At 62.8% G+C, this 24,227-nt stretch carries 24 protein-coding genes; 10 read left to right on the top strand and 14 right to left on the bottom strand.

The genetic code is table 11. The annotated features are described in order from the left end of the window. Positions 1-40: 40 nt before the first annotated feature. The 8 genes from LXM55_RS11390 to metG all read right to left on the bottom strand — a co-directional run bounded on the left by LXM55_RS11390 (position 41) and on the right by metG (position 7,114). Positions 41-220, bottom strand: a complete 180-nt coding sequence (locus LXM55_RS11390) for a PA3496 family putative envelope integrity protein (protein ID WP_233320454.1) — start codon at positions 218-220, stop codon at positions 41-43. A 107-nt stretch (positions 221-327) separates the two neighbouring features. Next, complete coding sequence (gene nth / locus LXM55_RS11385; protein WP_233320453.1) at positions 328-966, bottom strand: endonuclease III; 639 nt, start codon at positions 964-966, stop codon at positions 328-330. Positions 967-973: 7 nt separating this feature from the next. Then, a complete protein-coding gene (locus LXM55_RS11380; protein ID WP_233320452.1) occupies positions 974-1,570 on the bottom strand; it encodes an Rnf-Nqr domain containing protein in 597 nt (198 codons plus the stop codon). After that, positions 1,563-2,174 carry an RnfABCDGE type electron transport complex subunit G gene (locus LXM55_RS11375; protein WP_233320451.1) on the bottom strand — a complete coding sequence of 204 codons (612 nt, stop codon included), beginning with the start codon at positions 2,172-2,174 and terminating at the stop codon, positions 1,563-1,565. The genes LXM55_RS11380 and LXM55_RS11375 overlap by 8 nt, the downstream gene beginning before the upstream one ends. Next, positions 2,171-3,163, bottom strand: a complete 993-nt coding sequence (locus LXM55_RS11370) for an RnfABCDGE type electron transport complex subunit D (protein ID WP_233320450.1) — start codon at positions 3,161-3,163, stop codon at positions 2,171-2,173. The genes LXM55_RS11375 and LXM55_RS11370 overlap by 4 nt, the downstream gene beginning before the upstream one ends. Then, the gene (gene rsxB, locus LXM55_RS11365; protein WP_233320449.1) at positions 3,150-4,355 is read right to left on the bottom strand and encodes an electron transport complex subunit RsxB; all 1,206 of its coding nucleotides are present in this window, start codon (positions 4,353-4,355) and stop codon (positions 3,150-3,152) included. The genes LXM55_RS11370 and rsxB overlap by 14 nt, the downstream gene beginning before the upstream one ends. Further along, on the bottom strand, positions 4,352-4,933 hold the full coding sequence (locus LXM55_RS11360) for an Rnf-Nqr domain containing protein (RefSeq protein WP_233320520.1): 582 nt from the start codon (positions 4,931-4,933) through the stop codon (positions 4,352-4,354). The genes rsxB and LXM55_RS11360 overlap by 4 nt, the downstream gene beginning before the upstream one ends. Before the next feature lie 129 nt (positions 4,934-5,062). Beyond that, positions 5,063-7,114 carry a methionine--tRNA ligase gene (gene metG, locus LXM55_RS11355; RefSeq protein WP_233320448.1) on the bottom strand — a complete coding sequence of 684 codons (2,052 nt, stop codon included), beginning with the start codon at positions 7,112-7,114 and terminating at the stop codon, positions 5,063-5,065. A gap of 162 nt (positions 7,115-7,276) precedes the next feature. Here metG and apbC point away from each other — a divergent pair, with 162 nt between their 5' ends. Beyond that, positions 7,277-8,371 (top strand): iron-sulfur cluster carrier protein ApbC, encoded by a 1,095-nt coding sequence (apbC, locus tag LXM55_RS11350; RefSeq protein WP_233320447.1) that lies wholly within the window; start codon positions 7,277-7,279, stop codon positions 8,369-8,371. Positions 8,372-8,434: 63 nt separating this feature from the next. Here apbC and LXM55_RS11345 read toward each other — a convergent pair whose 3' ends face one another. Continuing rightward, positions 8,435-9,193, bottom strand: a complete 759-nt coding sequence (locus LXM55_RS11345) for an SDR family oxidoreductase (protein ID WP_233320446.1) — start codon at positions 9,191-9,193, stop codon at positions 8,435-8,437. Positions 9,194-9,359: 166 nt separating this feature from the next. On the opposite strand from LXM55_RS11345, the gene LXM55_RS11340 reads away from it, so the two are divergent. The 4 genes from LXM55_RS11340 (at position 9,360) to groL (ending at position 12,872) form a co-directional block, all read left to right on the top strand. Beyond that, positions 9,360-10,091, top strand: a complete 732-nt coding sequence (locus LXM55_RS11340) for a HugZ family pyridoxamine 5'-phosphate oxidase (RefSeq protein WP_233320445.1) — start codon at positions 9,360-9,362, stop codon at positions 10,089-10,091. A gap of 66 nt (positions 10,092-10,157) precedes the next feature. After that, on the top strand, positions 10,158-10,634 hold the full coding sequence (locus LXM55_RS11335; protein WP_233320444.1) for an FxsA family protein: 477 nt from the start codon (positions 10,158-10,160) through the stop codon (positions 10,632-10,634). Between the two features lie 251 nt (positions 10,635-10,885). After that, positions 10,886-11,179 carry a co-chaperone GroES gene (locus LXM55_RS11330; RefSeq protein WP_011063093.1) on the top strand — a complete coding sequence of 98 codons (294 nt, stop codon included), beginning with the start codon at positions 10,886-10,888 and terminating at the stop codon, positions 11,177-11,179. Between the two features lie 49 nt (positions 11,180-11,228). Further along, positions 11,229-12,872: a chaperonin GroEL gene (gene groL / locus LXM55_RS11325; RefSeq protein ID WP_011063092.1), complete on the top strand. Its 1,644-nt coding sequence runs from the start codon at positions 11,229-11,231 to the stop codon at positions 12,870-12,872. A gap of 148 nt (positions 12,873-13,020) precedes the next feature. On the opposite strand, the gene LXM55_RS11320 is transcribed toward groL, so the two are convergent. Continuing rightward, positions 13,021-14,970, bottom strand: a complete 1,950-nt coding sequence (locus tag LXM55_RS11320) for an LTA synthase family protein (protein WP_233320443.1) — start codon at positions 14,968-14,970, stop codon at positions 13,021-13,023. 204 nt (positions 14,971-15,174) lie between these two features. On the opposite strand from LXM55_RS11320, the gene colR reads away from it, so the two are divergent. From colR to LXM55_RS11295, 5 genes are all read left to right on the top strand, one after another. Next, the gene (gene colR / locus LXM55_RS11315; protein ID WP_060840784.1) at positions 15,175-15,858 is read left to right on the top strand and encodes a two-component system response regulator ColR; all 684 of its coding nucleotides are present in this window, start codon (positions 15,175-15,177) and stop codon (positions 15,856-15,858) included. Further along, positions 15,848-17,128 (top strand): sensor histidine kinase, encoded by a 1,281-nt coding sequence (locus tag LXM55_RS11310; protein WP_233320442.1) that lies wholly within the window; start codon positions 15,848-15,850, stop codon positions 17,126-17,128. The genes colR and LXM55_RS11310 overlap by 11 nt, the downstream gene beginning before the upstream one ends. Positions 17,129-17,326: 198 nt before the next feature. After that, positions 17,327-18,007: a class I SAM-dependent methyltransferase gene (locus tag LXM55_RS11305; protein ID WP_233320441.1), complete on the top strand. Its 681-nt coding sequence runs from the start codon at positions 17,327-17,329 to the stop codon at positions 18,005-18,007. A 4-nt stretch (positions 18,008-18,011) separates the two neighbouring features. Further along, positions 18,012-18,725 carry a lipopolysaccharide kinase InaA family protein gene (locus tag LXM55_RS11300; RefSeq protein WP_233320440.1) on the top strand — a complete coding sequence of 238 codons (714 nt, stop codon included), beginning with the start codon at positions 18,012-18,014 and terminating at the stop codon, positions 18,723-18,725. A gap of 2 nt (positions 18,726-18,727) precedes the next feature. Next, entirely contained in the window at positions 18,728-18,952 is a 225-nt protein-coding gene (locus LXM55_RS11295; RefSeq protein ID WP_233320439.1) for a hypothetical protein, read from the top strand. A gap of 70 nt (positions 18,953-19,022) precedes the next feature. Here LXM55_RS11295 and LXM55_RS11290 read toward each other — a convergent pair whose 3' ends face one another. From LXM55_RS11290 to LXM55_RS11275, 4 genes are all read right to left on the bottom strand, one after another. Continuing rightward, a complete protein-coding gene (locus LXM55_RS11290; RefSeq protein WP_233320519.1) occupies positions 19,023-20,120 on the bottom strand; it encodes a DUF1513 domain-containing protein in 1,098 nt (365 codons plus the stop codon). Positions 20,121-20,122: 2 nt separating this feature from the next. Beyond that, positions 20,123-21,187, bottom strand: coding sequence for an imelysin family protein (locus LXM55_RS11285; protein WP_233320438.1), 1,065 nt, complete (start codon positions 21,185-21,187; stop codon positions 20,123-20,125). Between the two features lie 43 nt (positions 21,188-21,230). Further along, positions 21,231-22,652 carry a di-heme oxidoreductase family protein gene (locus tag LXM55_RS11280; RefSeq protein WP_233320437.1) on the bottom strand — a complete coding sequence of 474 codons (1,422 nt, stop codon included), beginning with the start codon at positions 22,650-22,652 and terminating at the stop codon, positions 21,231-21,233. Between the two features lie 200 nt (positions 22,653-22,852). Then, positions 22,853-24,193 (bottom strand): imelysin family protein, encoded by a 1,341-nt coding sequence (locus LXM55_RS11275; protein WP_233320436.1) that lies wholly within the window; start codon positions 24,191-24,193, stop codon positions 22,853-22,855. Between the last annotated feature and the right edge of the window lie 34 nt (positions 24,194-24,227).

The following is a 24,227-nucleotide window of genomic DNA, read 5'->3' as shown; positions in this document are numbered from 1 at the left end:
CGAGGCACAAAAAAACCTCCGGCTGGAGGTTCTTTTGTGACTAGAGGTCAAAGTCGTAATCGGCCAGCTGCTTTTGCAGGCGCCGCTCTTCCAGAAGGTTGTCGATGGTTCGACGCTTGCTCAGATTGGTTTTCGCTACTTCGACCACCGGTTCTGCATCATCTGTTTCAGCCGCGACGAAATCGTCTTCTACGTCCAGTTGTTCTTTGTCAGTACTCATAAGGTCGACTCCAGGCTAGGACTGCCGTTGGCGCTCCTTATATCGATATTCTCCTGGCGGGTAAAAAAGATTTTTTCAATCGACTCATTGGCAAAATCAATGCTCGCTCAATCGTCAGAAGTCTTTTGCTTGTATTCGCACAGGTCTTCGATTCGACAGCTGCCACAGCGTGGCTTGCGCGCCAGGCACACGTAGCGGCCATGCAGGATCAGCCAGTGATGAGAGTCCAGCAAGAACTCCTTGGGCACGAACTTCATGAGCTTCTTTTCCACTTCCACCACGTTCTTGCCCGGGGCCAGCCCGGTGCGGTTGCTGACGCGGAAGATGTGGGTATCCACAGCCATGGTCAGCTGCCGGAAAGCGGTATTGAGGACCACGTTGGCGGTTTTGCGGCCGACGCCGGGCAAGGCTTCCAGCGCTTCGCGGGTCTGTGGCACCTCGCTGTCGTGGCGCTCCACCAGCAGGCGGCAGGTCTCGATGACGTTCTTGGCCTTGCTGTTGTACAGGCCGATGGTCTTGATGTACTCGGACAGGCCTTCGACACCCAGGGCGTAGATCGCCGCCGGGGTATTGGCCACCGGGAAGAGTTTGGCGGTCGCCTTGTTGACGCTGACGTCGGTCGATTGCGCCGAGAGAATCACCGCGATCAGCAGTTCGAACGGCGAGGAGTAGGCCAGCTCGGTTTTCGGCTCGGGGTTGTCTTCGTGTAGCCGGCGGAAGATTTCCAGGCGTTTGGCAGCATTCATGGGTGGTTCATTTCCTCGAAGGCGGTCGGTTGAAGGTCGAAGAGCCGGCCCAGGCCTGTTTGGCGGCCACCAGCAAACCCAGCAGGATAAAACCGCCAGGGGCGAGAGTCAGCAGCCGCAGCCCGCCGTGCGGCAGGACGACCCAGCCGTTGCCGCTATCTGGCAAGCCGACGAGCCAGCCCAGATGGCTGCCCAGCGTGCCGCTGCCCAGCAGCTCACGCAGCGCGCCCAGGCCAATCAGGGCACCACAGAAAGCGCCGGCCAGGCCTAGCTGGTGGCGGTGCTGGAAAAAGCCTGCATGTTCCAGGACCGCGCATTGCAAGGCCAGCAAACCCAGGTACAGGCTCAACTGCTGGTGCAGTTCATAGCTCCAGGCTTGCAGCGCCAGCCACAGGCAACTGCCGAGGCTGGCACTGAGCAGCAGGCTGGCCAGCCATTGGCGTTGGCCGTCGATATGTCGACGCAGCACGTGCATGCCGGCGCTGTAGAAGCTGATCAGCAGCACCCACGCCAGGGCCATGCCGATACCTTTGACCGAAGAGTCCGTGGCTCCGATCAGTGGCGCGAGCATCAGCAGTCCGGGCAATGACAGTGGCTTATTCATGAGGGGCTCTCGGGAGCAGTTGCTCGTGGTGCTCGTCGAAGTAGCGCAAGGCATCGTGCAGGGCGCTGATCACTGCGCGTGAAGTGATGGTGGCACCGGCGATCTGATCGAATTGCCCATGGTCTTTCTTCAAGGCCCAGGCGGCATCACCCGGGTCATGGCGGGACTTGCCGGAAAAAACCTGCAACCAGGCATTGGGCCATTCTGCGATGCGCGCTCCCAGCCCCGGGGTTTCGTCCTGTCTGAGGGGCTTGCTCCCCAGCAGGCGGCCCTGGCTGTCGATGGCGATCAGTAGCTCGATGGGGCCGGCGTAACCGCTGACCTGGCTGCGCAACAGCACGGCACTGGGCTGGCCATTGCGGGTGGCCAGGTAACCGTCCAGCAGGCGGCTGTTGCTCAGTTGTACATCGCCCAGCGGCAATCGCTGGTCCAGGGGATGGTTGTCGTAGCTGCCGGCGGGCAGTACGTCCAGCAGCCTGCGTGCCTGCAGGGCGCGTTGCTCGGCTGCAATGCGCGGTGTGGCGGCGTGCTGCAGCCACAGGGTGGCGCCAATGCCCAAGAGGCCGAGCAGCGCCAGCAGCACCAGGCTGCGAGTTGTCTTCATGATGGGCGCTCCTGCCGTTCCCCGGTGCTCAGTCGCTCCAGGCTGGGGACTGCCAGGTTCATCAGCAGCACGGCGAACGCCAGCCCATCGGGGTAGCCGCCCCAGGTGCGGATCAGGTAGGTCAGCAGGCCGACGCCGATGCCAAACAGCAGGCGGGCCTTGGCCGCCTTGGGGCCGGATACTGGTTCGGTGACGATAAAGAACGCACCCAGCATGCTGGCGCCGCTGAGCAGGTGGAACAGCGGCGAACCATGGGAATCGGAACCGCTGCCGTTCCAGCACAGCAGGCTGATCAACAGCAGGCTGCCCAGCATGCCCACCGGGGCCTGCCAGCTGATGACCCGCTGTTGCAGCAGGAACAGGCCGCCAAGCAGAAACCCCAGGTTGACCCATTCCGCACCACGGCCGCCGAAGTGCCCGAAGGCCGGGTTACCGGCAAAGAGTTCGTCGACGGTCAGGCTCTTGTTGATCCGCAGGCTGTCCAACGCCGTGGCCTGGGCCCAGGCGTCCGGCCGCAGGCTGTCTCCCAGGCCGAAAACCTGTTGCAGCCCGCCGAGCAGATCCAGGGCGTGGGGCGCGGGCCAGTGGGTCATCGATTGTGGAAAGCACAGCAAGGCCAGGGCGTAGCCCAGCATGGCCGGGTTGAATGGGTTCTGGCCGACTCCACCGTACAGTTGCTTGGCGAAGAGCATGGCACTGGCCGCAGCGCTCAGCGGCAGCCACCAGGGGCAATAGGGGGGCAGGGCCAGGGCCAGCAGCGTGGCACTGACCAGCGCACTGCCATCGCCGAGGGCGGGTGGCAGGGGGCGCCGGCGCAGTAACAGCACCAGCGCTTCCATGGCCAGGGCTCCAGTGGCCGCCAGCAGTAGGTTTAGCAACGGCCCCCAGGAATACAGCCACAGCAGCACCAACAGCCCCGGCAGCGTGGCCAGCAGCACCCGCTGCATGGCTTGGCGCAGGCGCGGGTCGATGGCTTCAGGGCGCGTCATGGGCGCTGACCTGGCGTTCGGCTTCACTCAGGCGAGCCTGCGCCTGGGCCAGTTGTTCGGCGCTGCCGTTGCCCTGACGCTGGAGTTTGTTCAGCTCGGCGCGGGCGTAGGCCAGCTCGGTTTTCAACTGGCGCAAGTGCGCATCGATCGGGCGCTTCTCGATCCGTGCCAATACGGGAGCCGGTTTTGCGCAGGCTTCTTCGGCGGCATGCAAGGCTTGTTCGGCAGCTGCCAGAGCGGCGGCCAAGGCTTGCAGTTCTGGCTCCGGGGCTCCTGCGGCCTGGGCCTTTTTCAGTTCGGCGCGGCGCGTTGCCAGCTGTATCTTGGCCCGCTTGAGGTCGGCGTCCTTGGCCACTGGCGCCGCCGCGGGAGGCGCCTCGGCTTCCAGTTGGGCCAATGCCTGCTCGGCGGCTTCGAACTGACGCTGCAGGACGACCAACTGCGATTGTTGTTCGAAGGTCGGTGGATGACCGAAGGCCTTGAGTGATTTGTGCAACTGGGCACGGCTCATGGCCAGCTCGATCTTGGCTTTTTTCAAGGCCGCATCGGCGGCTGCGGCTTTTTGCGCGCGAACGCGTTCGATTGCTGCCTGAACCGGGCTCTGGCTGGGGTCGCTGGCGTGGGCGGCGCGCTGGGCACGGGCCTGGCGTTCGGCCACGCGCCGGGCTTCTTCGCGTTGCAGTCGCTCATTGCGCTGCTCGAAACGGCGCCGGGCGTGATCGCGTTTGGCGGCGCGTGCCTCCAGCTGTTCGAGGCTGCTGGCCAGGCCACCGACAATCGGCAGCACCTGGGCCATGGGCAGCGGCAGCATGTCGATGCAGTCCACCGGGCAGGGGGCTACGCAGAGGTCGCAGCCGGTGCATTCATCGATCAGTACGCTGTGCATCAGCTTCGCCGCGCCGACGATGGCATCCACCGGGCAGGCCTGGATGCACTTGGTGCAGCCGATGCATTCGGCTTCGCGGATATGGGCGATCTGCGCCGGCGCCTGGCCGCGGCTGTGGTCCAGTTCCAGCACGGGCAGCTTGAGCAGTTGCGCCAGGCCGGCAATGGTTTCCTGGCCTCCGGGCGGGCACTTGTTGATGGCCTCGCCATTGGCGATGCCCTGGGCGTAGGGCTTGCATCCGGGATGGCCGCACTTGCCGCACTGGGTCTGGGGCAGGAGGGCATCGATGCGTTGAATCAGACTCATGTTTTGATCAGTCCGTTGAAGCCGAAAAACGCCACTGCCATCAGGCCGGCACTGATCAGGTCGATCGGCAGGCCGCGCCAGGGCAGGGGAATATCGTTGGTGGAAATACGCTGGCGCAGGTCACTGAACAGGCTCAGTACCAGCCAGAAACCCAGCCCCGCGCCCAGGCTCATGGCGCTGAGGGTTACGAGCCCGAGGTTTTCCCCGGTAGCAATCAGCAGCACGCCGAGCACGCCGGCATTGCCCAGCAGCAAGGGCCAGAGGCCGTCGAACGGAACACTGGGCAAGGCCCGGGACAGCTGCTGCAACAGCGGTTTGATCAGCAGCACGCTCAGGGGCAGCCAGACAAACAACTGCAGGGATTCCAGCCCCAAAGGCAGCAGCACGCCACGATAGAGGACATGGCCAAGCACACCGCTGACCAGCATCAAGACCGTGGTGGCCAGGCCCAGCGCGTGGACCCGCTGCCGAGTACTGCCGATCGGAGCCTGCAGCAGTGGATCGACACCCAGCGGCCACTGCAACACGAAGTTGTTGATCAGGGCGGTGCTGACAAGGGCGAGGAAGAAGTGGGTCATGGTCGGGCCGATACGGGCAGGCTGTTCCTCAAGAGTAGGCAAACTCCGGCGCGGGCGCAGGTCCGCCAGATATGCAAATCCCCCCGTTGCGCGGGGGCGCAACGGGGGGATGGGGTCCAGCCAGCAGCCTTACTTGATCCGCTGGCCCGGCTTGGCGCCGCTGTCCGGGCTCAGCAGGTAGATTTCTTCACCGCCTGGGCCGGCGGCCATCACCATGCCTTCGGAGATGCCGAACTTCATTTTCCGCGGCTTGAGGTTGGCGATCATCATGGTCAGGCGACCATCGAGCTTGGACGGGTCCGGGTAGGCGCTCTTGATCCCGGAGAACACGTTGCGTTGTTCATCACCGATGTCCAGGGTCAGGCGCAGCAGCTTGTCGGCACCTTCCACGGCCTCGGCCTTGACGATCAGGGCGACGCGCAGGTCGATGGCGGCGAAGGCGTCGAAGTCGATTTCCGGCGACAGCGGATCCTTGGCCAGTTCGCCGTTGCCTGCTGGCGCGGCTTCGCCGGTGTCGGTCTGGCTGGCGGTCAGGTCTTCTTTCGAGGCGTCGGTCATGGCTTGGACTTTTACCGGGTCGATCCGCGTCATCAGCGGCTTGAATTCGTTGAGCTGATGGTTGGCCAGCAGGTGCTGGTGGTCGTTCCAGGTCAGCGGCGCCACGTTGAGGAACGCCTCGGCGTCGGCGGCCAGCAGCGGCAACACCGGCTTGAGGAAGATCACCAGTTGGCGGAACAGGTTGATACCGGTGGCGCAGATGGCCTGGACTTCAGCCTGCTTGCCTTCCTGCTTGTTCAACGACCATGGGGCCTTGTCGGCGATCCAGGCGTTGGCGCGGTCGGCCAGGGCCATGATCTCGCGCATGGCACGGGCAAAATCGCGCGCTTCATAGGCGTCGGCGATGCTTGGCGCGGCGGCCAGGAAGGCCTCGGTCAGCTCGGGGGCGGCATTGCTGTCGACCATCAGCCCGGCGTTGCCTTTGTGGATGAAACCGGCGCAACGGCTGGCGATGTTGACCACCTTGCCCACCAGGTCGGAGTTGACCTTCTGCACGAAGTCTTCGAGGTTCAGGTCCAGGTCGTCGACACCACGGCCCAGCTTGGAGGCGTAGTAGTAGCGCAGGTATTCCGGCGACAGGTGCTCCAGGTAGGTGCGGGCCTTGATGAAGGTGCCACGGGACTTGGACATCTTCTGGCCATTGACCGTCAGGTAGCCGTGGACGTTGATGCCGCTCGGCTTGCGGTAGCCGGCGCCTTCAAGCATGGCGGGCCAGAACAGGGCGTGGAAGTTGACGATGTCCTTGCCGATGAAGTGGTACAGCTCGGCGCTGGAATCCTTGCCCCAGAACGCGTCGAAGTCCAGTTCCGGACGACGTGCGCAGAGGTTCTTGAAACTGGCCATGTAGCCGATCGGCGCGTCCAGCCACACGTAGAAATACTTGCCCGGCTCGTCCGGGATCTCGAAGCCGAAGTACGGCGCGTCGCGGGAGATGTCCCACTGCTGCAGGCCGGCATCCAGCCACTCGGCGATCTTGTTGGCCACGGCGTCCTGCAGGGTGCCGCTGCGGGTCCAGCCTTGCAGCATCTGCTGGAAGTCCGGCAGCTTGAAGAAGAAGTGCTGGGAATCCTTGAGCACCGGGGTGGCGCCGGAGATTGCCGACTTCGGATCCTTCAGATCGGTCGGGGCATAGGTGGCGCCGCATTTTTCGCAGTTGTCGCCGTACTGGTCCTCAGTGCCGCATTTCGGACAGGTGCCCTTGATGAAGCGGTCGGCCAGGAACATTTTCTTTTCCGGGTCGAAATACTGGGTGATGGAGCGCGTGGCGATGTGCCCGGCGTCGCGCAGCTTGAGGTAGATCTGACTCGACAGCTCACGGTTTTCTTCGGCGTGGGTCGAGTGGAAGTTGTCGAAGTCCACCAGGAAATCGGCAAAGTCGGCGCTGTGTTCAGCCTGGACGTTGGCGATCAGTTGCTCCGGGGTGATGCCTTCCTTTTCCGCGCGCAGCATGATCGCCGAGCCGTGTGCGTCGTCGGCGCAGACATAGATGCATTGGTTGCCGCGATGCTTCTGGAAGCGCACCCACATGTCGGTCTGGATGTACTCAAGCATGTGGCCAAGGTGGATGGAACCATTGGCATAGGGCAGGGCGCTGGTGACGAGGATCTTGCGTGGCTCGGACATGGGGCTCGGCTACTTGATGAAACGGAGGTCGGCCACTATAAAGCGCCAGCGCGGATTTTTCACCCTTCCAGGTGCATTGTGCGCAGCAAGCTTTCTCGCCACGAAGGAGTCGGCGGCGTAGGATAGCCGGCTGATTTTCCTGTCTTGATATCGGAGTTGCCCATGAGCGCCGTCAATCGCGCAGCGGTGGAAGCCGTCCTTCGCCAATACACCGACCCTTACCTGAACCAGGACCCGGTCAGCGCCGGCTGCGTGCGGGACATCGACGTCCAGGGCGACCGGGTCACGGTCCGCCTGGAACTGGGTTATGCCGCCGGCCTGTTCAAGAGCGGCTGGGCGCAGATGCTGCAACTGGCCATCGAAGGCCTGGACGGTGTCGACTCGGCCAAGGTCGAAATCACCAGCGTGATCGCCGCGCACAAGGCCCAGGCGCAGATCCCGGGCCTGGCCAACGTTAAGAACGTGGTGGCGGTGGCGTCCGGCAAGGGCGGCGTGGGCAAGTCCACCACCGCGGCCAACCTGGCCCTGGCCCTGGCCCGCGAAGGCGCCAAGGTGGGGATTCTCGATGCCGATATCTATGGCCCGAGCCAGGGCATCATGTTCGGCATCGCCGAAGGCACCCGGCCGAAGATCAAGGATCAGAAGTGGTTCGTGCCAATCGAGTCCCACGGGGTCGAGGTCATGTCGATGGCCTTTCTGACCGATGACAACACGCCGATGGTGTGGCGCGGTCCGATGGTCTCCGGTGCCTTGCTGCAACTGGTGACCCAGACCGACTGGGGCAACCTCGACTATCTGGTGATCGACATGCCGCCAGGCACCGGCGACATCCAGCTGACCCTGGCGCAGAAAGTCCCGGTGGCCGGCGCGGTGATCGTCACCACACCTCAGGACCTGGCGCTGCTGGATGCGCGCAAGGGCGTGGAGATGTTCCGCAAGGTCAACATCCCGGTGCTGGGCGTGGTGGAGAACATGGCGGTGCACATCTGCTCCAACTGCGGCCATGCCGAGCATCTGTTTGGTGAAGGCGGTGGCGAGAAGCTGGCCAACCAGTACGACGTCGAGTTGCTGGCCTCGCTGCCGCTGTCGATGCTGATCCGCGAGCAGGCCGACGGTGGCAAGCCGACGGTGATCGCCGAGCCGGAAAGCCAGATCGCCATGGTCTACCAGGAACTGGCGCGGCACGTGGGGGCGCGCATTGTGCTGCAGGAAGCCGCCGCCCCGGCGATGCCCAACATCACCATCAGCGACGACTGAAACCCCAGACGCGTGCGTCAGGTAGGAGTCGGCAAGCCGGCTCCTACCGTTGCGATTGCAGGATCAGATACGCAGGCCGCCGTCCATTTCCAGGATGCGCCCGGTGTAGTAGTCGTTCTCGAAGATATAGGCCGCCGAGTGGGCGATCTCTTGCGGCTTGCCCATGCGCTTGAGCGGAATCCCGGAGGTCATCTTCTCCAGGGCCTCGGGCTTCATCCCTAAGGTCATCTCGGTCTCGATAAAGCCCGGGGCAATACCGGCCACGCGGATGCCATAGCGCGCCAGTTCCTTGGCCCAGGTCACGGTGGCCGCCGCGACCCCGGCCTTGGCCGCGGAATAGTTGGTCTGGCCGACATTGCCGGCCCGGGAAATCGAAGAAATATTGATGATCGCGCCGCTGTTGTTCAACTCGATCATTTTCGCCGCCACCTCACGGGTGCAGAGGAACACCCCGGTCAGGTTGACGTCGATCACCGCTTGCCACTGGGCCAGGCTCATCTTGGTCATCTCGCCGTCCTTGACCTTGACCAGCAGGCCGTCACGCAGGATCCCGGCATTGTTGATCAGGCCGTGGATGGCGCCGAAGTCCTCGGCCACCTGGGCCACCATGTGGCTCACCTGTTCTTCATTGGCGACGTTGCACAGATAGGCACGGGCCTCGACGCCGAGGGCCTTGCAGGCCGCGACCGCCTGGTCGAGTTTTTCCTGGTTGAGGTCGACCAAGGCCAGCCGCGCGCCCCTGGCCGCGAAATACTCGGCCATGGAACGGCCCAGACCTTGGCAACCGCCGGTGATAATGATTACTTTGTCAGTGAGTTGCATTCGCATGTCCCGCTAGCAGGTCTTGAGGGGGTGTCCTTTGTAGGGGAACCTCGGCCGACTGCCGGATCTGGCCTGGCTGCAGATGAGAATTGCCCCGTCGGCGTAGCTGGAACAATGCTCCAGGCGCCCGTCCGTTTTCGACGGATTTTACATGAGGAGTCATAAAGTGAGCGTTGAAGCTGCCAAGAATGCACGAGAACTGCTGCTCAAGGAATATCGCGGGGTGCTGTCGACTCACTCCAAGGCCATGCCCGGGTTTCCCTTCGGTTCCGTGGTGCCATATTGCCTGGACGCCGAGGGAAGGCCTCTGATCCTGATCAGCCGCATCGCCCAGCACACCCATAATTTGCAAAAGGATCCCAAGTGTTCGCTGCTGGTGGGCGAGCGTGACGCCGACGACGTGCAGGCGGTCGGGCGCCTGACCTACCTGGCCGAAGCCGAGAAGCTTCTGGACGATGCGGCCATCGAGGCTGCGGCCGAGCGCTACTACCGCTACTTCCCCGAATCGCAGAACTACCACAAGGCCCACGATTTTGACTTCTGGGTGCTCAAGCCGGTTCGCCATCGCTACATCGGCGGCTTCGGGGCTATCCACTGGGTTGATCAACTGACCCTGGCCAACCCTTTCGCCGGCAAGGCCGAAGTGAGCATGGTGGAACACATGAACAGCGATCACGCCAAGGCCATTGCCCATTACGTCGAGCTGACGGGCCTGCCGAACAGCGTGCCGGCGCAACTGGCCGGAATCGACACCGAAGGCATGCACCTGCGCATTGGCCAGGCGCTGTACTGGCTGCCCTTCCAGGCGCCTTGCAATACGCCGACACAAGTACGCGAAGCCCTGGTTTTCCTGGCCCACGCCGATCAATGGCCGAAAAATCCAGTCGCGGGTGCTTGAATTCACGAATTGGCGACGTCATTTACGATCTACTGGAAGGCATTCTTCCGTAGAGGAAACCATTTGATGCGCCCTTATCTGTTGCTCTTTTTACTGTTCCCGGTGCTGGAGCTGTTCGTCTTCGTCAAGGTCAGCGCGGCCATCGGGTTTTTCCCGGCGCTGCTGCTGATCATTCTTGGTTCGATGCTCGGAGTGCTGGTGTTGCGCGTGGCCGGTCTGGCCACGGCACTGCGTGCCCGTGAAAGTCTCAATCGCGGCGAGTTGCCGGCCCAGCAGATGCTCGAAGGGCTGATGCTGGCCCTGGGTGGCGGCCTGTTGATCCTGCCGGGTTTCATCAGCGATGTGTTCGGCCTGCTGATGCTGCTGCCGATCAGTCGTCGCCTGCTGGCCAACAAAATGCGCCAGCGTGCCGAGGAGCAGGCCCTGCACCAACGGGCCTTCGCCGACGACATGCGTGCGGCCCGTGGTGGCCCTGCACCACAACAACCGTTGGGCCGCGAGCCGAATGTCATCGAAGGCGAGTTCGAGCACCGCGACTCATGAGTTTCTAGCGTCAACGCACGGCACCTTCGGGTGCCGTGTTCGTTTTGGCCCAGGCGATGTAAAAAAATTCATCGCTCAGCCCTTGTAATAACCTTATGCGCCCTTATGTAACGGTCACCGCAAGGTTTCTGGTGCTGACACCAGACAGACTTCCGCGGCTCGCTTGTCGAGCCGCAACCGGCCTCGCCGGATTTGTTAACCCGCCGGTATCGACACCGGCCGCTGAAAACCACAATTAGGAGAGATCGACAATGAAGCTTCGTCCTCTGCATGACCGCGTCGTCATCCGTCGCAGCGAAGAAGAATCGAAAACTGCCGGCGGTATCGTTCTGCCTGGTTCGGCCGCTGAAAAACCTAACCGTGGCGAAATCGTCGCTGTAGGCACCGGCCGCGTGCTGGACAACGGTGAAGTACGTGCGCTGGCCGTGAAAGTGGGTGACAAAGTGGTGTTTGGCCCGTACTCCGGCAGCAACACCGTGAAAGTCGATGGCGAAGATCTGCTGGTAATGGCCGAGAACGAGATTCTCGCTGTTATCGAAGGCTGATTTCCCGCGTATTTTCCCGCTACTACACAGTATTTAAGGAATATCGATCATGGCTGCTAAAGAAGTTAAATTCGGCGATTCCGCCCGCAAGAAAATGCTCACCGGTGTCAACGTCCTGGCTGACGCAGTAAAAGCGACCCTGGGCCCGAAAGGCCGTAACGTGATCATCGAGAAGAGCTTCGGCGCTCCGACCATCACCAAGGACGGCGTTTCCGTAGCCAAAGAAATCGAGCTGAAAGATCGCTTCGAAAACATGGGCGCGCAGCTGGTCAAAGACGTTGCCTCCCGTGCCAACGATGACGCTGGCGACGGCACCACCACCGCCACCGTTCTGGCTCAGTCGATCGTCAACGAAGGCCTGAAAGCCGTCGCTGCCGGCATGAACCCGATGGACCTCAAGCGCGGTATCGACAAGGCCACCATCGCCATCGTCAAAGAGTTGAAAGGTCTGTCCAAGCCATGTGCTGACTCCAAAGCCATCGCTCAGGTCGGCACCATCTCCGCCAACTCCGACAACTCCATCGGCGACATCATTGCCGAAGCCATGGAAAAAGTCGGTAAAGAAGGCGTGATCACCGTTGAAGAAGGCTCGGGCCTGGAAAACGAACTGTCTGTCGTAGAAGGCATGCAATTCGACCGTGGCTACCTGTCCCCTTACTTCATCAACAAGCCGGACACCATGGTCGCCGAACTCGACGGCCCGCTGATCCTGCTGGTGGACAAGAAGATCTCCAACATCCGCGAAATGCTGCCAGTGCTGGAAGCCGTTGCCAAAGCCGGCCGCCCACTGCTGATCGTGGCTGAAGACGTTGAAGGCGAAGCCCTGGCGACTCTGGTTGTGAACAACATGCGTGGCATCGTCAAAGTCGCTGCCGTCAAGGCACCAGGCTTCGGCGACCGTCGCAAGGCCATGCTGCAGGACATCGCCGTTCTGACCGGCGGCACCGTGATCTCCGAAGAGATTGGCCTGAGCCTGGAAAGCACCACCCTGGAGCACCTGGGTAACGCCAAGCGCGTGATCCTGTCCAAAGAAAACACCACCATCATCGACGGTGCTGGCGTTGAAGCGGACATCCAGGCTCGTGTGACCCAGATCCGTCAACAAGTGGCCGACACTTCGTCCGACTACGACCGTGAAAAACTGCAAGAGCGCCTGGCCAAGCTGTCCGGCGGCGTTGCAGTGATCAAGGTTGGCGCTGGTTCCGAAGTTGAAATGAAAGAGAAGAAAGCCCGCGTTGAAGACGCCCTGCACGCTACCCGTGCAGCCGTTGAAGAAGGCGTGGTACCTGGCGGTGGCGTAGCCCTGATCCGTGCCCTGCAAGGCATCAACGACCTGAAGGGCGACAACGCCGATCAGGACGTGGGTATCGCTGTACTGCGTCGCGCTATCGAAGCTCCACTGCGCCAGATCGTTGCCAACTCCGGCGACGAGCCAAGCGTGGTGGTGGACAAGGTCAAGCAGGGTGCCGGCAACTTCGGTTACAACGCTGCTACCAGCGAATACGGCGACATGATCGAAATGGGCATCCTGGACCCAACCAAGGTTACCCGTTCCGCGCTGCAAGCAGCTTCGTCCATCGGCGGTCTGATCCTGACCACCGAAGCCGCTGTTGCTGAAATCGTGGAAGACAAGCCTGCAGCTGGCGGCATGCCAGACATGGGCGGCATGGGTGGCATGGGCGGCATGATGTAAGCCAGCCTTACCCCTGTACTGAAAAAGCCCCGCCGGTGAACACCGGCGGGGCTTTTTTATGCCTGGGATATGGCGGTTGCATCTTCGCGGGCACGTCCGTTCCTGCAAACGCAGCTCAATGCAGGAGCGGGCTTGCCCGCGAAAAGACCTAGCGCTGGCTCAGTTCCACCGCCGGTGCGTGAGGTGCCTTCCAGCCCAGCAACTGCTGCTTGAAGCCATAACTGGCGCTCTGGTAGTAACTGATCCCGCGCTGGATCAGCGGGTCGCTGTCCGGCACGCGGGATTCCTGGCTGGCGCCCAGCGCCTGGTCATGGCGGCGCAGGCCCTGGCGCGGGCTGAGAATCGCCAGGTCCTGTCCGTCGAACAGGCCCAGGTGCTGGTAGTTGCCCACCAGCACGCGAGGCGGCAGCGGGTTGTCCAGCAGCAGGTTGCGGCCGAAAAAGGTCGACTCGTAGTCCAGGTTCAACAGCCCCAGCAGGGTCGGCGCCAGGTCGATCTGGCTCGCCAGCTGTGCGCTTTCCCGCGCGGGAATCAGCTTGGGCGAATAGATGAACAGTGGAATCTGATAGTTGCTGATGGGCAGGTCTTCCTTGCCCGCGCTGCCCGCCGTGTGGTCGGCGACGAACACGAAGATCGTGTTGTCGAACCAGGGCTTTTGCCGCGCGGCCTTGAGGAACTCGCCGATGGCGTAGTCGGTGTATTTCACCGCGCCGTCACGGCCGTTGCCGGACTTGATGTCAATCCGGCCATCGGGGTAGGTGTACGGCCGATGGTTGGAGGTGGTCATCAGTTGCAGCAGGAAGGGCCGCTGTTGGGCGTAGTCGGCATCGGCCAGCTTCAGGGTCTGGCTATAGAGGTCTTCGTCGGCCATGCCCCAGGCGTTCTTGAAGTGGATGTCGGATTCCTCGACGCTACTCTGGTCCACCACGCGGTAGCCGTTGCCGCTGAAGAAGGCGTTCATGTTGTCGAAGTAACCGCGCCCGCCATAGACGAACACGCTGTCGTAGCCCACGGCATGCAGCTGCTGGCCAAGGCTGGCGAAGCCGCTTTCGCGACCGATGCGCTTGACGATGGAGCGTCCTGGCGTTGGCGGGATCGCCAGGGTGATGGCTTCCAGGCCGCGGTCGGTGCGGGTGCCGGTGGCGTAGAAGTTATTGAAGTACAGGCTCTGCGCGCGCAACGCATCCAGGTTCGGGGTCAGGTTGCGGTCGTCGCCGTTGCTGCCCATGTACTTGGCGCTGAAGCTCTCCAGGGTCACCAGGACGATATTGGGCGTGCGCGGGGTGCCCGGGTTGTCGATGGCGCGGCGGATATCCAGCGGGTCCTTGCCGATGAAGCGGGCATTGGGTTCGTTCAGCTCGGCGCGCATCTGGCGGGCCACCACGTCGACGGGCAGGCTGCGGTAGAACTGTTGGTAGTCCAGCTCGTTGTTGCGAAAGGCGGCAAAGAACTGATACGGACCATTGCTTGCCAGCTCATTCTGATAGGCGTTGCCGCCTTGGGCGCGTGGACTGTCCTGGCTGAGCAGTTGCAGGCTGGCGCCGGCGACCAGCAGCAGCCCCAGGCCGCTGAGCAGGCGGCCGCGCAGAGACGGCAAGGGCGCATCCAGGGCTGCCTTCAGCGGCTTGCGCAGCGCCAGGCTCAGGACGACTGTTGCCAGGGCCAGCAGGCCCATGAACAGGCCGATTGGGTAGGATTCGAGAATATTGTTGAGGACTTCGTCGGAGTACACCAGGTAGTCGACGGCGATGAAGTTGAAACGCACACCGAACTCATCCCAGAACAACCATTCCGCCACGGCGGTGAACAGCATGGCGAACAGGCTCAGGCTGAACAGGCCCTGCAACAGCCAGAGGTATCCGCGTCGGCGCCACAGGGCGGGAGGGCAGAGCAGCAGGCAGAGGCCCAGGGGGAGGGCGGCATAGGCCAGGAAACCCAGGTCATAGAGCAGCCCGACCCCGAACAGGGGGAGCCAGCCGCTACCGGCTTCATTGAGGTGGGTGAGCAGCAAGATGCCGCGGGTCAGAAGGAAAATCGCCAGCCAGGTGCTGGTCAACAGCAGCACGAAGCGCGCTGGAGCGGTCTTGAGAAGGTCCATCAGGGGGTGTTCCTTGGAGGCAAACGGTCGGCAGTCTGAGGTTGTCCCTGTAGTCAGCTTGTGAAGCTGTAGTGAAAATATTGTTAAGCCCCACCACTTGGGAAAAGTCATCCAGACGCCGCCCGACAAGGCTGGCGGCGAGCCGGACTTGGCCTTAAGCTGCGCGAGCCAAGATGGCCGTAACTGTGTACGGAGAGAGTGCCGATGCGAATTCTACTGGTTGAAGACAACCGCGATATTCTCGCCAACCTGGCTGATTACCTGGGGCTCAAGGGCTATACCGTGGATTGTGCCCAGGACGGTCTGTCCGGGTTGCACCTGGCGGCTACCGAGCATTACGACCTGATCGTGCTCGACATCATGCTGCCGGGGATCGACGGCTACACCCTGTGCAAGCGCTTGCGCGAAGATGCCCGGCGCGACACCCCGGTGATCATGCTCACCGCCCGTGATCAGCTCGACGACCGCCTCCAGGGCTTCAAGTCCGGGGCCGATGACTACCTGCTCAAGCCCTTCGCGCTATCGGAGCTGGCGGCACGCATCGAGGCGGTGATGCGCCGTACCCAGGGCGGAGGCCGTCGGGCATTGCAGGTCGGCGACCTGAACTATGACCTGGATACCCTGGAAGTCACCCGTGAAGGCCGCCTGCTCAAGCTCAACCCGGTGGGGCTCAAGCTGTTGGCGGTGCTGATGCAGAAGAGCCCCCATGTGCTGCGCCGGGAGATCCTCGAAGAAGCCCTGTGGGGCGATGATTGCCCCGACAGCGACAGCCTGCGCAGCCATGTCCACCAACTGCGCCAAGTGATCGACAAGCCATTCGCCAAGCCGTTGCTGCACACCGTGCACGGTGTCGGTTATCGCCTGGCCGAGGGCCGTGATGGAGTTTAAGCAGAGCCTTGCCCAGCGCATCATCATCGCCTTTGCCTTGATGAGCGCATTGGTGGCGGGGGCGTTCGCCATGGGCATCGTGGCGACGGTGCACCTGGTGGAGGAGAAACTCATCTCCGCCGGCCTGGGTGGCGATCTGCAACGCCTGTTGCTGATGGATGACGTCAACGATTGGCGGCATCGTCCCGAGCCCGACCAGTTGTTCTACTACAGCGGTGGGCGCGGCGACTTCGAGTTGCCCAAGGACCTGCGCCATCTGGACCCGGGCTTCCATGAAGTGTTCCGTGAACAGCTGTCGTATCACGCGATGGTCGAGGTGGTGGACGGTCGGCGCTACGTGTTGCTGCAGGACCAGAGCGATTTCGAAGAGCGTGAGCGGGTGCTGTTCGCCGTGGTGCTGGTGGGCTTTGTCCTGAGCCTGGCGCTGGCGGTGTTTCTTGGCTGGGTCCTGGCGCGTCGGGTGATGGCACCGGTGGTCCGGCTGGCCCGCCAGGTGCGCCACCGGGACCAGCTGCTGGGCCTGGCGCCGCCCTTGGCGCCGGATTATGCCGCGGACGAGGTCGGTGAACTGGCCATCGCCTTTGACGCAACCCTGGGGCGCTTGCGCCAGGCCTTGAGCCGCGAGCGGCTGTTCACCAGTGACGTCAGCCATGAGCTGCGCACACCATTGATGGTTCTGGCCACCTCCTGCGAACTGCTGCTGGAAAACCCTGGCCTGGACCACCGTGGTCGGGCCCAGGTCGAACGCATTGCCCGCGCCTGTGAAGAAATGCGCGAACTGGTTCAGACGTTCCTGATGCTGGCGCGGGCCCAGCGTGAAGACGCCAGCATGTCGCCGCAGTTGACCCTGAGCCAGGCGGCCAGCGACTTGATCGGGATCTGGAGCGAAGCCATCGAGGCCAAGGGCATCGAGCTGATCTTCGAGCCGGGAACCCCGGGGGACAATCGTTACAACGCGACCTTCCTGCATGCGGTGATGGGCAACCTGTTGCGCAACGCCTTGCATTACACCGAGCAGGGGTTTATCCGCTTGAGCCTGCTGCCGGGCGGCTTCGTGGTGGAGGACAGCGGCGTGGGCATTCCCGAGGAAAAGCGCGAGGCGATGTTCCAGCCGTTTGTTCGTGGCGATGAAAAGCGCGGCGAGGGGCTGGGGCTGGGCTTGTCCCTGGTTCAGCGAATCTGCGAGAACCAGGGGTGGAGCGTCAGCCTCAGCACCATGACGCCCAATGGCTGTCGTTTTTACGTTCAGCTGGATTCGGCCAAACCTTGATTGTTCCTTTCCGGCCCTGTTCGGCAGGGCCGGTCACTTGTCGTTTTTTCTTCTTAAGTGGCCCCAGGCCATTGTCTTCAGGCTGTAAAACCCTGAAATATTTCCTCGCTGGACGGTATGAAGTTTTCACAAAGGGATGACCTGTCGCTGACATGCCACGACCTAAGGTGGCGCCATCAGTTGCAGGAGACTTTGATGATGTCGACACCGATCAAGCTGGAATTTTCCGATAAGTACGATGCCCAACACGCCCAGGAATACCTGCTCAAGCATCAGGATGGCCTGGCGCGGCGGTTATCCCACCGGCGCGATGAGCAACTGGCGCGTGCCGCGCTGGATTTGGTCGGAGAGCCAGGCCTGGTGCTGGATTTGCCCTGCGGCGTCGGCCGTTTCTGGCCCCTGCTGGCGGAAAAGGCCAATCGAGTGATCATTGGTGCGGACAATTCTGCGGCTATGCTGAGCACCGCCAAGGTGGCGCAACCGGCTGATGTGGTAAAACGGGTGCGCCCCTTGCAGACCTCGGCGTTTGCCATCGACTTGCCGGACAACGCCGTGGACTGCATTTTCTCCATGCGCTTGTTGCACCACATCGGCCAGGCCGAGCACCGCATGACCCTGTTGCGGGAGTTTCAGCGGGTGACCCGCGATAGCGTGATCGTTTCGCTGTGGGTCGATGGCAACTTCAAGGCCTGGAAACGCAAGCGCATGGAGCGCAAGCGCCAGGCAGAAGTTGGGCAGGAGGGGTACCAGAATCGATTTGTATTACCGGCGGCCGTGGTTGAAGAAGAATTCAGGCAAGCCGGCTTTCATGTCCAGGAGCATTTGGACTTCTTTCCGCTCTACGCCATGTGGCGGGTCTACGTATTACGCAAGAGGTAAAAGGATGGCTGTTGAATGTGCTTCGGAACTGGATGCCGCGCCCACAGATCGCTTCGAATACTTCTGGAACAAACAAGGTGAATGGGTCGAGGACCCCAATCAGCGACGCGGTGGCCAGAGTGGCGTCCAGCGCATTCTCAGCAGCAGCGGTCGCCTGCTCTATGCGAAGCGGCAGATCGGCCACATTCATCGCACTTGGTTGCAGCCGTTTGGCCGCCCGACAGTGCTGCGCGAGCGCGATGCCATGCAAGGCTTGCGTCTGCTGGACGTAGAGGTCCCGGAATTGGTCTTTTGCGGGGCCCGGCGTGGTCCAGGGCATCAATGGCAGGCGTTGCTGGTCACTGCGGCGCTGGACGGTTTTGTCGAGATCGACAACTGGTATGCCGCGGGCGAACGCGAGCGGCACGGTGAAGGGCTTCACGATCGCCTGTTGCAGGCTGTGGCCACGACCCTGGTGCGCATGCACAAGGGGCGCTGGCAGCATGGCTGCCTGTACGCCAAGCATGTTTTCGTGCGGGTGGATGGGGAAGGTGAGCAGGCCCAGGTGCGGGTCGCGCTGCTGGATTTCGAGAAATGCCGGCAACGCTTGAGCAGTCAGCGAGCCGCCGCCCATGACCTCAAGCAGCTGCGTCGCCATTCGTCGTGGAATGACGCGGACTGGCAAAAGCTCTACTACTTTTACAAAACGGTGTTTGGCAGCCCCATCAAAGGTTTATAGCGATGAAGCTCGAAATTGCACGAGGTTTGTTCCTGGCAGGAGCCTTGGCAGTTGCTTCCTTGGCCGTAGCTGCCTGGGAGCAGCCGCGAACGCAGGTTCTAAGCGCCCAGGGAGATGCGCATTGCCGGTTGCCGCGGGTGGCGAAAGCGTCTGTGGCGGTCAAGCCTGATCATGACCTGTTGCTGTTCATGTTTGGCATGACCCAAGGATTGAAACCCCAGAGCTGAAGGTTGTTCAACCCACAGAAAAAGGCCTCGCCATGCGAGGCCTTTTGTTTGTCCGGCTGTTCAATACCCATCAGATCAGATGCAGATGGTTGTCCCAGAGGCCGGCGGGAAGGTCCAGGGGCTTGGCCGCGATCTGTGCCTGGCGGCAGTCGTAGAAACGACAGCGGCCTTGTCCCGACGTCACCACGAAACCATCGGCCACGGCCCCGACACCGGCGCAGTCGGGCAGCGGCGCATCGACTCGCACGGCGCCGCTGTCCAGGTCCCAGATAAAGAAGCGGTTGCCCCGGGGGGCCGTCAGGGCCACCAGCCGCAGGTCGCTGTGCACTGCCACGCTGGCGGTGTAGTGCCCCATGGCCTGCAATTGTTCCTGGGCGACCGGGAAGGGCGCAAAGGGCTGGCCGGGGCGCTTGATCGCCAACAGTTCAGAGGACTCGTGGGCGGCGCCCATGAACTGCTGGCCGGTGACGATGGTGCCGTCGCCGGCGATGCCCATGTGGCGCACGCTGTTCATCTGCTGGGCCAGGGTTTCCTTGCTCAGCAGGGTGCCATCACGCTGCATCAGCACCAGGCTCGGCTCCATGGCGTCGAGGTTCATCTCCACCCGGCTCTCGGCTTCGGTGCGGATACCGCCGTTGGCCACCACCAGGGTTTCGCCGTCGGGCATCCACGACACCTGGTGCGGGCCGATGCCGTGGGTGGACAGCTCGCCGCTGTGCACCAGGCGCTCGCCTTCAAAGCGATAGACCCCCAGCAGGCCACGACCCGGTTCCCGGGTATCGTTCTCGGTGGCGTACAGCCATTCGCCGTCCTTGTGGATCACCGCATGCCCGTAGAAGTGCCGGTCCGCTTGCGAGGCCAGGGTCTGCAGCAGCGCGCCATTGCGCAGGTCGATCAGGTAGCTCTCGGTGCCTGGGCGTCGGGCCACGAACAGCGCGATGGGTAACTGCGGGTGATTGATGATGTCATGGCAACGCTGGCCGACCTGGGTGGCAAACACCTGTTTACCGTCCAGTTGATAACCGACGGCGTAATGCTTGCCGTCACCATCGTCCCTGGCCGAAAGCAGCAAGGGCTGCTTGCCCTTTTGCTTGAACAGCGTCCAGCCGCCCAAGGTCACCGCACTGAGCAGCAGGCTGCCCAGTACCAAAGCCTGACGTCGCAGCATCATCAGTCACCGTCGTTGGCGTTGAAGCCCAGTTGGATCCCCAGCGCCTTGGCCAGTTCGCCTTCGTGCAGGCGATGGACCACGTTGAGGCTGTCATACAGGTCGTTGAGTTGCTGGCGGCCGGCGTCGTCATTGAGCATTTCAGTGAGCGAGCGTTGAGTGCTGGCAAAGAGTTTCAGCGAGGCGGCGTAGGCGGCGTCGATCTTGTCGGCCAACGGCTTCTGGTCGGCGGGCAGCAGACCACGCAGGCCCTTGTTGTCGACCCCGGCCCAGACCGTCTGGGCGGCGCTGAGGCTGGCTTCCAGGCCCTGCAGGGACGACTGGCTGCGCCAGGCGTCGGCCTGGAACGGCTGGGGGATGCCCTTGGTCTGGCGGCCCATCGGGGTGCCGAGTTTCTTCTTCAGGGTATCCAGGGCGGTGACCTGGACCCGCAGCAGGTCGGCGATCGCCTCGTGGGAGTCGGCGTAGCGCTGGTTGGGGAACTTGCTCATCTGCGCGAGCATGCCGTCGTTGGTGTTCCAGCTCGACAGGATCTCTTCGGCCAGTTGCTTCTGGCGTTCACCGATGGCGGTCAGCAACGGGCAGTAGCGGGCTTTCTGCGCGCTGTCGGCCATGTCGATCTTGCTGTCGAAGAGAATGTATTCATAGGCCGACAGGCCCTGGACCACGACGCTCGACTTGGCCAGGGCGCCGGCATCGATCTGCGGGTTGGCGCTGACCAGTTGCTCGACCTGGCGACCCACCAGGTTTTTCTTGTCCGGCCAGAACTGTACCTGCCAGGAGCGGTTGCCTTCGGCCAGCGGACCGATCAGCAGCGGCTGGAGCTCGGCCCAGGCCTTTTGCGCGTGAAGGAAGTCGGCGCGGGCGGTGTCCAGGCTTTCCTTGCCTTCACAGAACGCCAGGGCACTGATGGCCAGTTGGCGATCGGCTTCGACCCAGCGGCTGTAGGTCGGCAGAATCACCTGCTTGGCGATGGCCGCCGAGGTCACGGCTTGTGGGTCTTGAGGCGAGCAGGCGCCCAGGGCGAGTGCGGCAAGGCTGGTGAACAGCAGTTTGGGGCGGAACATGTTCGGGCTCCCTTTATTGTGGAGAAACGTGTGAGTCGAGCGTTTATAGAGAATTCAGGAATGCCAGCAACGCGGCGCGTTGTTCGGCATTGAAGGTCAAGACCTGTTGCTTCGCGTTTTCGGCTTCGCCACCGTGCCAGAGCACCGCTTCCATCAGGTTGCGGGCGCGGCCGTCATGCAGGAACTGGGTGTGGCCGCTGACGGTTTCCGTGAGGCCGATGCCCCACAGCGGCGCGGTGCGCCAGTCGCGGCCGCTGGCCTTGAACTCGCTGCGCTGATCCGCCAGGCCTTCGCCCATGTCGTGCAGCAGCAGGTCGCTGTAGGGGCGTATCACCTGGTTGGCCAACTCGGGCTCGGCGGCGTTGGCCGCGGTGGTGAAACGGGGGGTGTGACAGGACTGGCAACCGGCCTGGAAGAACAGATTCTTGCCGGCCAGGACCTGGGGCGAGTCGACGTCGCGTCGTGCCGGCACCGCCAGGTTGCGGGTATAGAACAGCACCAGGCGCAGGATATTGTCACTGACCTCCGGCTCGCCCTCCGGCCCGTTGCCGTTGGGGGCCTGCTTGCAGGCGGTTTGCGCCGCGGTGCAGTCATCGAAGGGACGCAGGCTTGTGGTCAGGCCCATATCACCCGAAAACGCGTGAACATTCTGCTGATTGAGGTTCGGTTGCCCGGCTTTCCAGCCAAAGCGCCCGAGCACGGTCTGTTGCCGGGCGTCGTCCCAGACCCAGTTGGGCCGACCGGCGATGGCGTTTTTGTTCGCCGGCCTGGCGTTGGCCAGGATCGCCTCGTCGGGAATCGCCTCAAGCAACCCAAGGCCGATCATCGGTGGCGCGACCCGGGCGGAAAACCGCGTATCCGGGTGCATCGGCCCGTAGCCCAGGTCAGTGATCTGCAGCTTGGGCTTGCGCAACTCCACCAGGGTGCCGTCGTGGAAACGTACCGGCAGGGGCTCGTAATCCACTCGCACGCGGCCCTCCGGGGCCACCCCGGGAATCGCCATGTCCTGCAACTGGCCGCCATACACCGGCTCTGGAACGATACCGACCTGTTCGATGAGTTGGGCGAAGGCCGGGTCGTCGGGGATCGACAGGCGCACCAGCATCGACACCGCGTTCAGCGCACCCGGCGCAGGCGGATGGCCGCGCCCGTCCTTGACGTGGCAATTCTGGCAGGCGTTGGTATTGAACAACGGGCCCAGGCCGTCACGGGCGGTGGTGGTCGAGGGGGCTATGACCCAGGGGCTGCGAAAGAAACTGTTGCCGACGCTGAAGTCCAGGCGCCGCGTCGGTGGCAGGTTGGCCGACGGCAGAGAGAAGGCATTGCGATCGCTCTTGTTGACCGTAGTCGCGCCGCCGGCTCGGGCTTCCCCGGGTTCTGCCTGGGTAAAGCGCGGCGCGTCATCGCAGGCACTCAGGCACAGGGCCATGAACAGCGCGGACCAGCGAAGCGGCAACGAGGGCATTGGACATCCTGCAAGACGAGCAAAACAAGGGCGCAAAGTCTAACAGGGCGGCCAGGATTGAATAAGAGGAATTATCGTTTGGTTTGACTCAGGACAAGCTTGCCGAGGTGTTGCTGCCGGCGTCGCAGGTTTCGCATGCGACGTTGGCGGGCAGAAAAAAGGCGACCCGAAGGTCGCCTTTTCGCCTGGCGTCTTGCTGATCAGAATTCGTGATCGGCATTGTCCGGGTTCAGGTCGCTGATGCCCAGCTTGCCGGCGGCCTGTTCGATCGAACCGGTCTGCTTGACCAGGGCAGCGATGGCGTCGCGCACGATCTGGTTGCCGGACTCGTTGCCCGCAGCGATCAGTTGGTCGTAGTGCTCACCCTTGTTGGCGTGGTCGACCATGACCTGGATCTTGGCTTCGGTGGCCGCCAGGTCGGCCTTCAAGGCCGCGTCGGCTGCCGGGTCGGCCTTGGCCACCAGGGACGACAGGCTGGCGCCGGTCATCTTGCTGCCGTCGACACGGGTGTATTCGCCCAGGTAGACGTTGCGGATGCCCTTGGCGTCGTAGAAGTGCGAGTTGTGGGTGTTGTCGCTGAAGCAGTCCTGCTCGTCTTCAGGAGAGTTGGCTTCCAGGGACACCTTCATCCGCTCGCCCGCCAGTTCGCCCAGAGACAGGCTGCCCATGCCGAACAGCATCTTGCGCAGGCCGGTCTCGGCCGGTTCGGCTTCGAGGGTGGCGCGGTAGTTGTCGGCGACGTCCGGCTTCCAGTTGCCGACCATTTCTTCCAGGTCGTTGACCAGCAGTTGGGTCACGGCCTTCAGGTAGGCGCGGCGGCGATCGTTGTGGCCGCCGGTGGCGCCGGTACCTTCCAGGTAGTCGGAAGCCGGGCGGGCGCCGGCACCCGGGCCGGTGCCGTTGAGGTCCTGGCCCCAGAGCAGGAATTCGATGGCGTGGTAGCCGGTGGCGACGTTGGCCTCGGCACCGCCCAGCTCGTTCAGGCTGGCGAGTTTTTCCGGGGTGATGTCTTTCACGTCGACCTTGTCTTCGCCGATCTGGATCTCGGTATTGGCGATGATGTTGGCGGTGGCGCCCGGGTTGCCCAGTGCGTGTTCATAGCTCTTGTCGACGTAGTCGATCAGGCCTTCGTCCAGTGGCCAGGCGTTCACCTGACCTTCCCAGTCATCGATGATGGTGTTGCCGAAGCGGAACACTTCGCTCTGCAGGTAAGGCACGCGAGCGGCGACCCAGGCGGCCTTGGCGGCTTTCAGGGTTTCGTCGTTGGGTTTGGCGAGGAACGCATCGACAGCGGTTTGCAGGGTTTTCGCGGTGGATTCGGCATCGCTGTAGACCGCGAACACCATGTCGGCGTAGTGGGCGACGACAGCCTTGGCGGCTGCTTCGTCGACCTTGCCGGCAGCATCGGCCGCTGGGGTGGCAGTGCTGGTGGCCGGGGTCGGTGCTTGGGCGGCAGCCTTGTCGTTTTTGCCTTCGCCACAGCCGGCGAGGGAAATAGCGATGGCCAACAGACTGGCGGTAGCCAGAGGCATACGAATCATGGCGAACATCCTGCTTCGAGAGGGGGGTGGACGG

It is taken from the genome of Pseudomonas sp. Au-Pse12 (assembly GCF_021341665.1).
GTDB lineage: Bacteria > Pseudomonadota > Gammaproteobacteria > Pseudomonadales > Pseudomonadaceae > Aquipseudomonas.
This window is presented reverse-complemented; position numbering and strand designations above follow the sequence as displayed.

Bases quoted from the DNA above. Each gene is read 5' to 3' on its own strand.
- LXM55_RS11390 (WP_233320454.1), bottom strand. From the start codon at position 220: ATGAGTACTGACAAAGAACAACTGGACGTAGAAGACGATTTCGTCGCG.
- nth (WP_233320453.1), bottom strand. From the start codon at position 966: ATGAATGCTGCCAAACGCCTGGAAATCTTCCGCCGGCTACACGAAGAC.
- LXM55_RS11380 (WP_233320452.1), bottom strand. From the start codon at position 1,570: ATGAATAAGCCACTGTCATTGCCCGGACTGCTGATGCTCGCGCCACTG.
- LXM55_RS11375 (WP_233320451.1), bottom strand. From the start codon at position 2,174: ATGAAGACAACTCGCAGCCTGGTGCTGCTGGCGCTGCTCGGCCTCTTG.
- LXM55_RS11370 (WP_233320450.1), bottom strand. From the start codon at position 3,163: ATGACGCGCCCTGAAGCCATCGACCCGCGCCTGCGCCAAGCCATGCAG.
- rsxB (WP_233320449.1), bottom strand. From the start codon at position 4,355: ATGAGTCTGATTCAACGCATCGATGCCCTCCTGCCCCAGACCCAGTGC.
- LXM55_RS11360 (WP_233320520.1), bottom strand. From the start codon at position 4,933: ATGACCCACTTCTTCCTCGCCCTTGTCAGCACCGCCCTGATCAACAAC.
- metG (WP_233320448.1), bottom strand. From the start codon at position 7,114: ATGTCCGAGCCACGCAAGATCCTCGTCACCAGCGCCCTGCCCTATGCC.
- apbC (WP_233320447.1), top strand. From the start codon at position 7,277: ATGAGCGCCGTCAATCGCGCAGCGGTGGAAGCCGTCCTTCGCCAATAC.
- LXM55_RS11345 (WP_233320446.1), bottom strand. From the start codon at position 9,193: ATGCAACTCACTGACAAAGTAATCATTATCACCGGCGGTTGCCAAGGT.
- LXM55_RS11335 (WP_233320444.1), top strand. From the start codon at position 10,158: ATGCGCCCTTATCTGTTGCTCTTTTTACTGTTCCCGGTGCTGGAGCTG.
- LXM55_RS11330 (WP_011063093.1), top strand. From the start codon at position 10,886: ATGAAGCTTCGTCCTCTGCATGACCGCGTCGTCATCCGTCGCAGCGAA.
- groL (WP_011063092.1), top strand. From the start codon at position 11,229: ATGGCTGCTAAAGAAGTTAAATTCGGCGATTCCGCCCGCAAGAAAATG.
- LXM55_RS11320 (WP_233320443.1), bottom strand. From the start codon at position 14,970: ATGGACCTTCTCAAGACCGCTCCAGCGCGCTTCGTGCTGCTGTTGACC.
- colR (WP_060840784.1), top strand. From the start codon at position 15,175: ATGCGAATTCTACTGGTTGAAGACAACCGCGATATTCTCGCCAACCTG.
- LXM55_RS11310 (WP_233320442.1), top strand. From the start codon at position 15,848: ATGGAGTTTAAGCAGAGCCTTGCCCAGCGCATCATCATCGCCTTTGCC.
- LXM55_RS11305 (WP_233320441.1), top strand. From the start codon at position 17,327: ATGTCGACACCGATCAAGCTGGAATTTTCCGATAAGTACGATGCCCAA.
- LXM55_RS11300 (WP_233320440.1), top strand. From the start codon at position 18,012: ATGGCTGTTGAATGTGCTTCGGAACTGGATGCCGCGCCCACAGATCGC.
- LXM55_RS11295 (WP_233320439.1), top strand. From the start codon at position 18,728: ATGAAGCTCGAAATTGCACGAGGTTTGTTCCTGGCAGGAGCCTTGGCA.
- LXM55_RS11290 (WP_233320519.1), bottom strand. From the start codon at position 20,120: ATGCTGCGACGTCAGGCTTTGGTACTGGGCAGCCTGCTGCTCAGTGCG.
- LXM55_RS11285 (WP_233320438.1), bottom strand. From the start codon at position 21,187: ATGTTCCGCCCCAAACTGCTGTTCACCAGCCTTGCCGCACTCGCCCTG.
- LXM55_RS11280 (WP_233320437.1), bottom strand. From the start codon at position 22,652: ATGCCCTCGTTGCCGCTTCGCTGGTCCGCGCTGTTCATGGCCCTGTGC.
- LXM55_RS11275 (WP_233320436.1), bottom strand. From the start codon at position 24,193: ATGATTCGTATGCCTCTGGCTACCGCCAGTCTGTTGGCCATCGCTATT.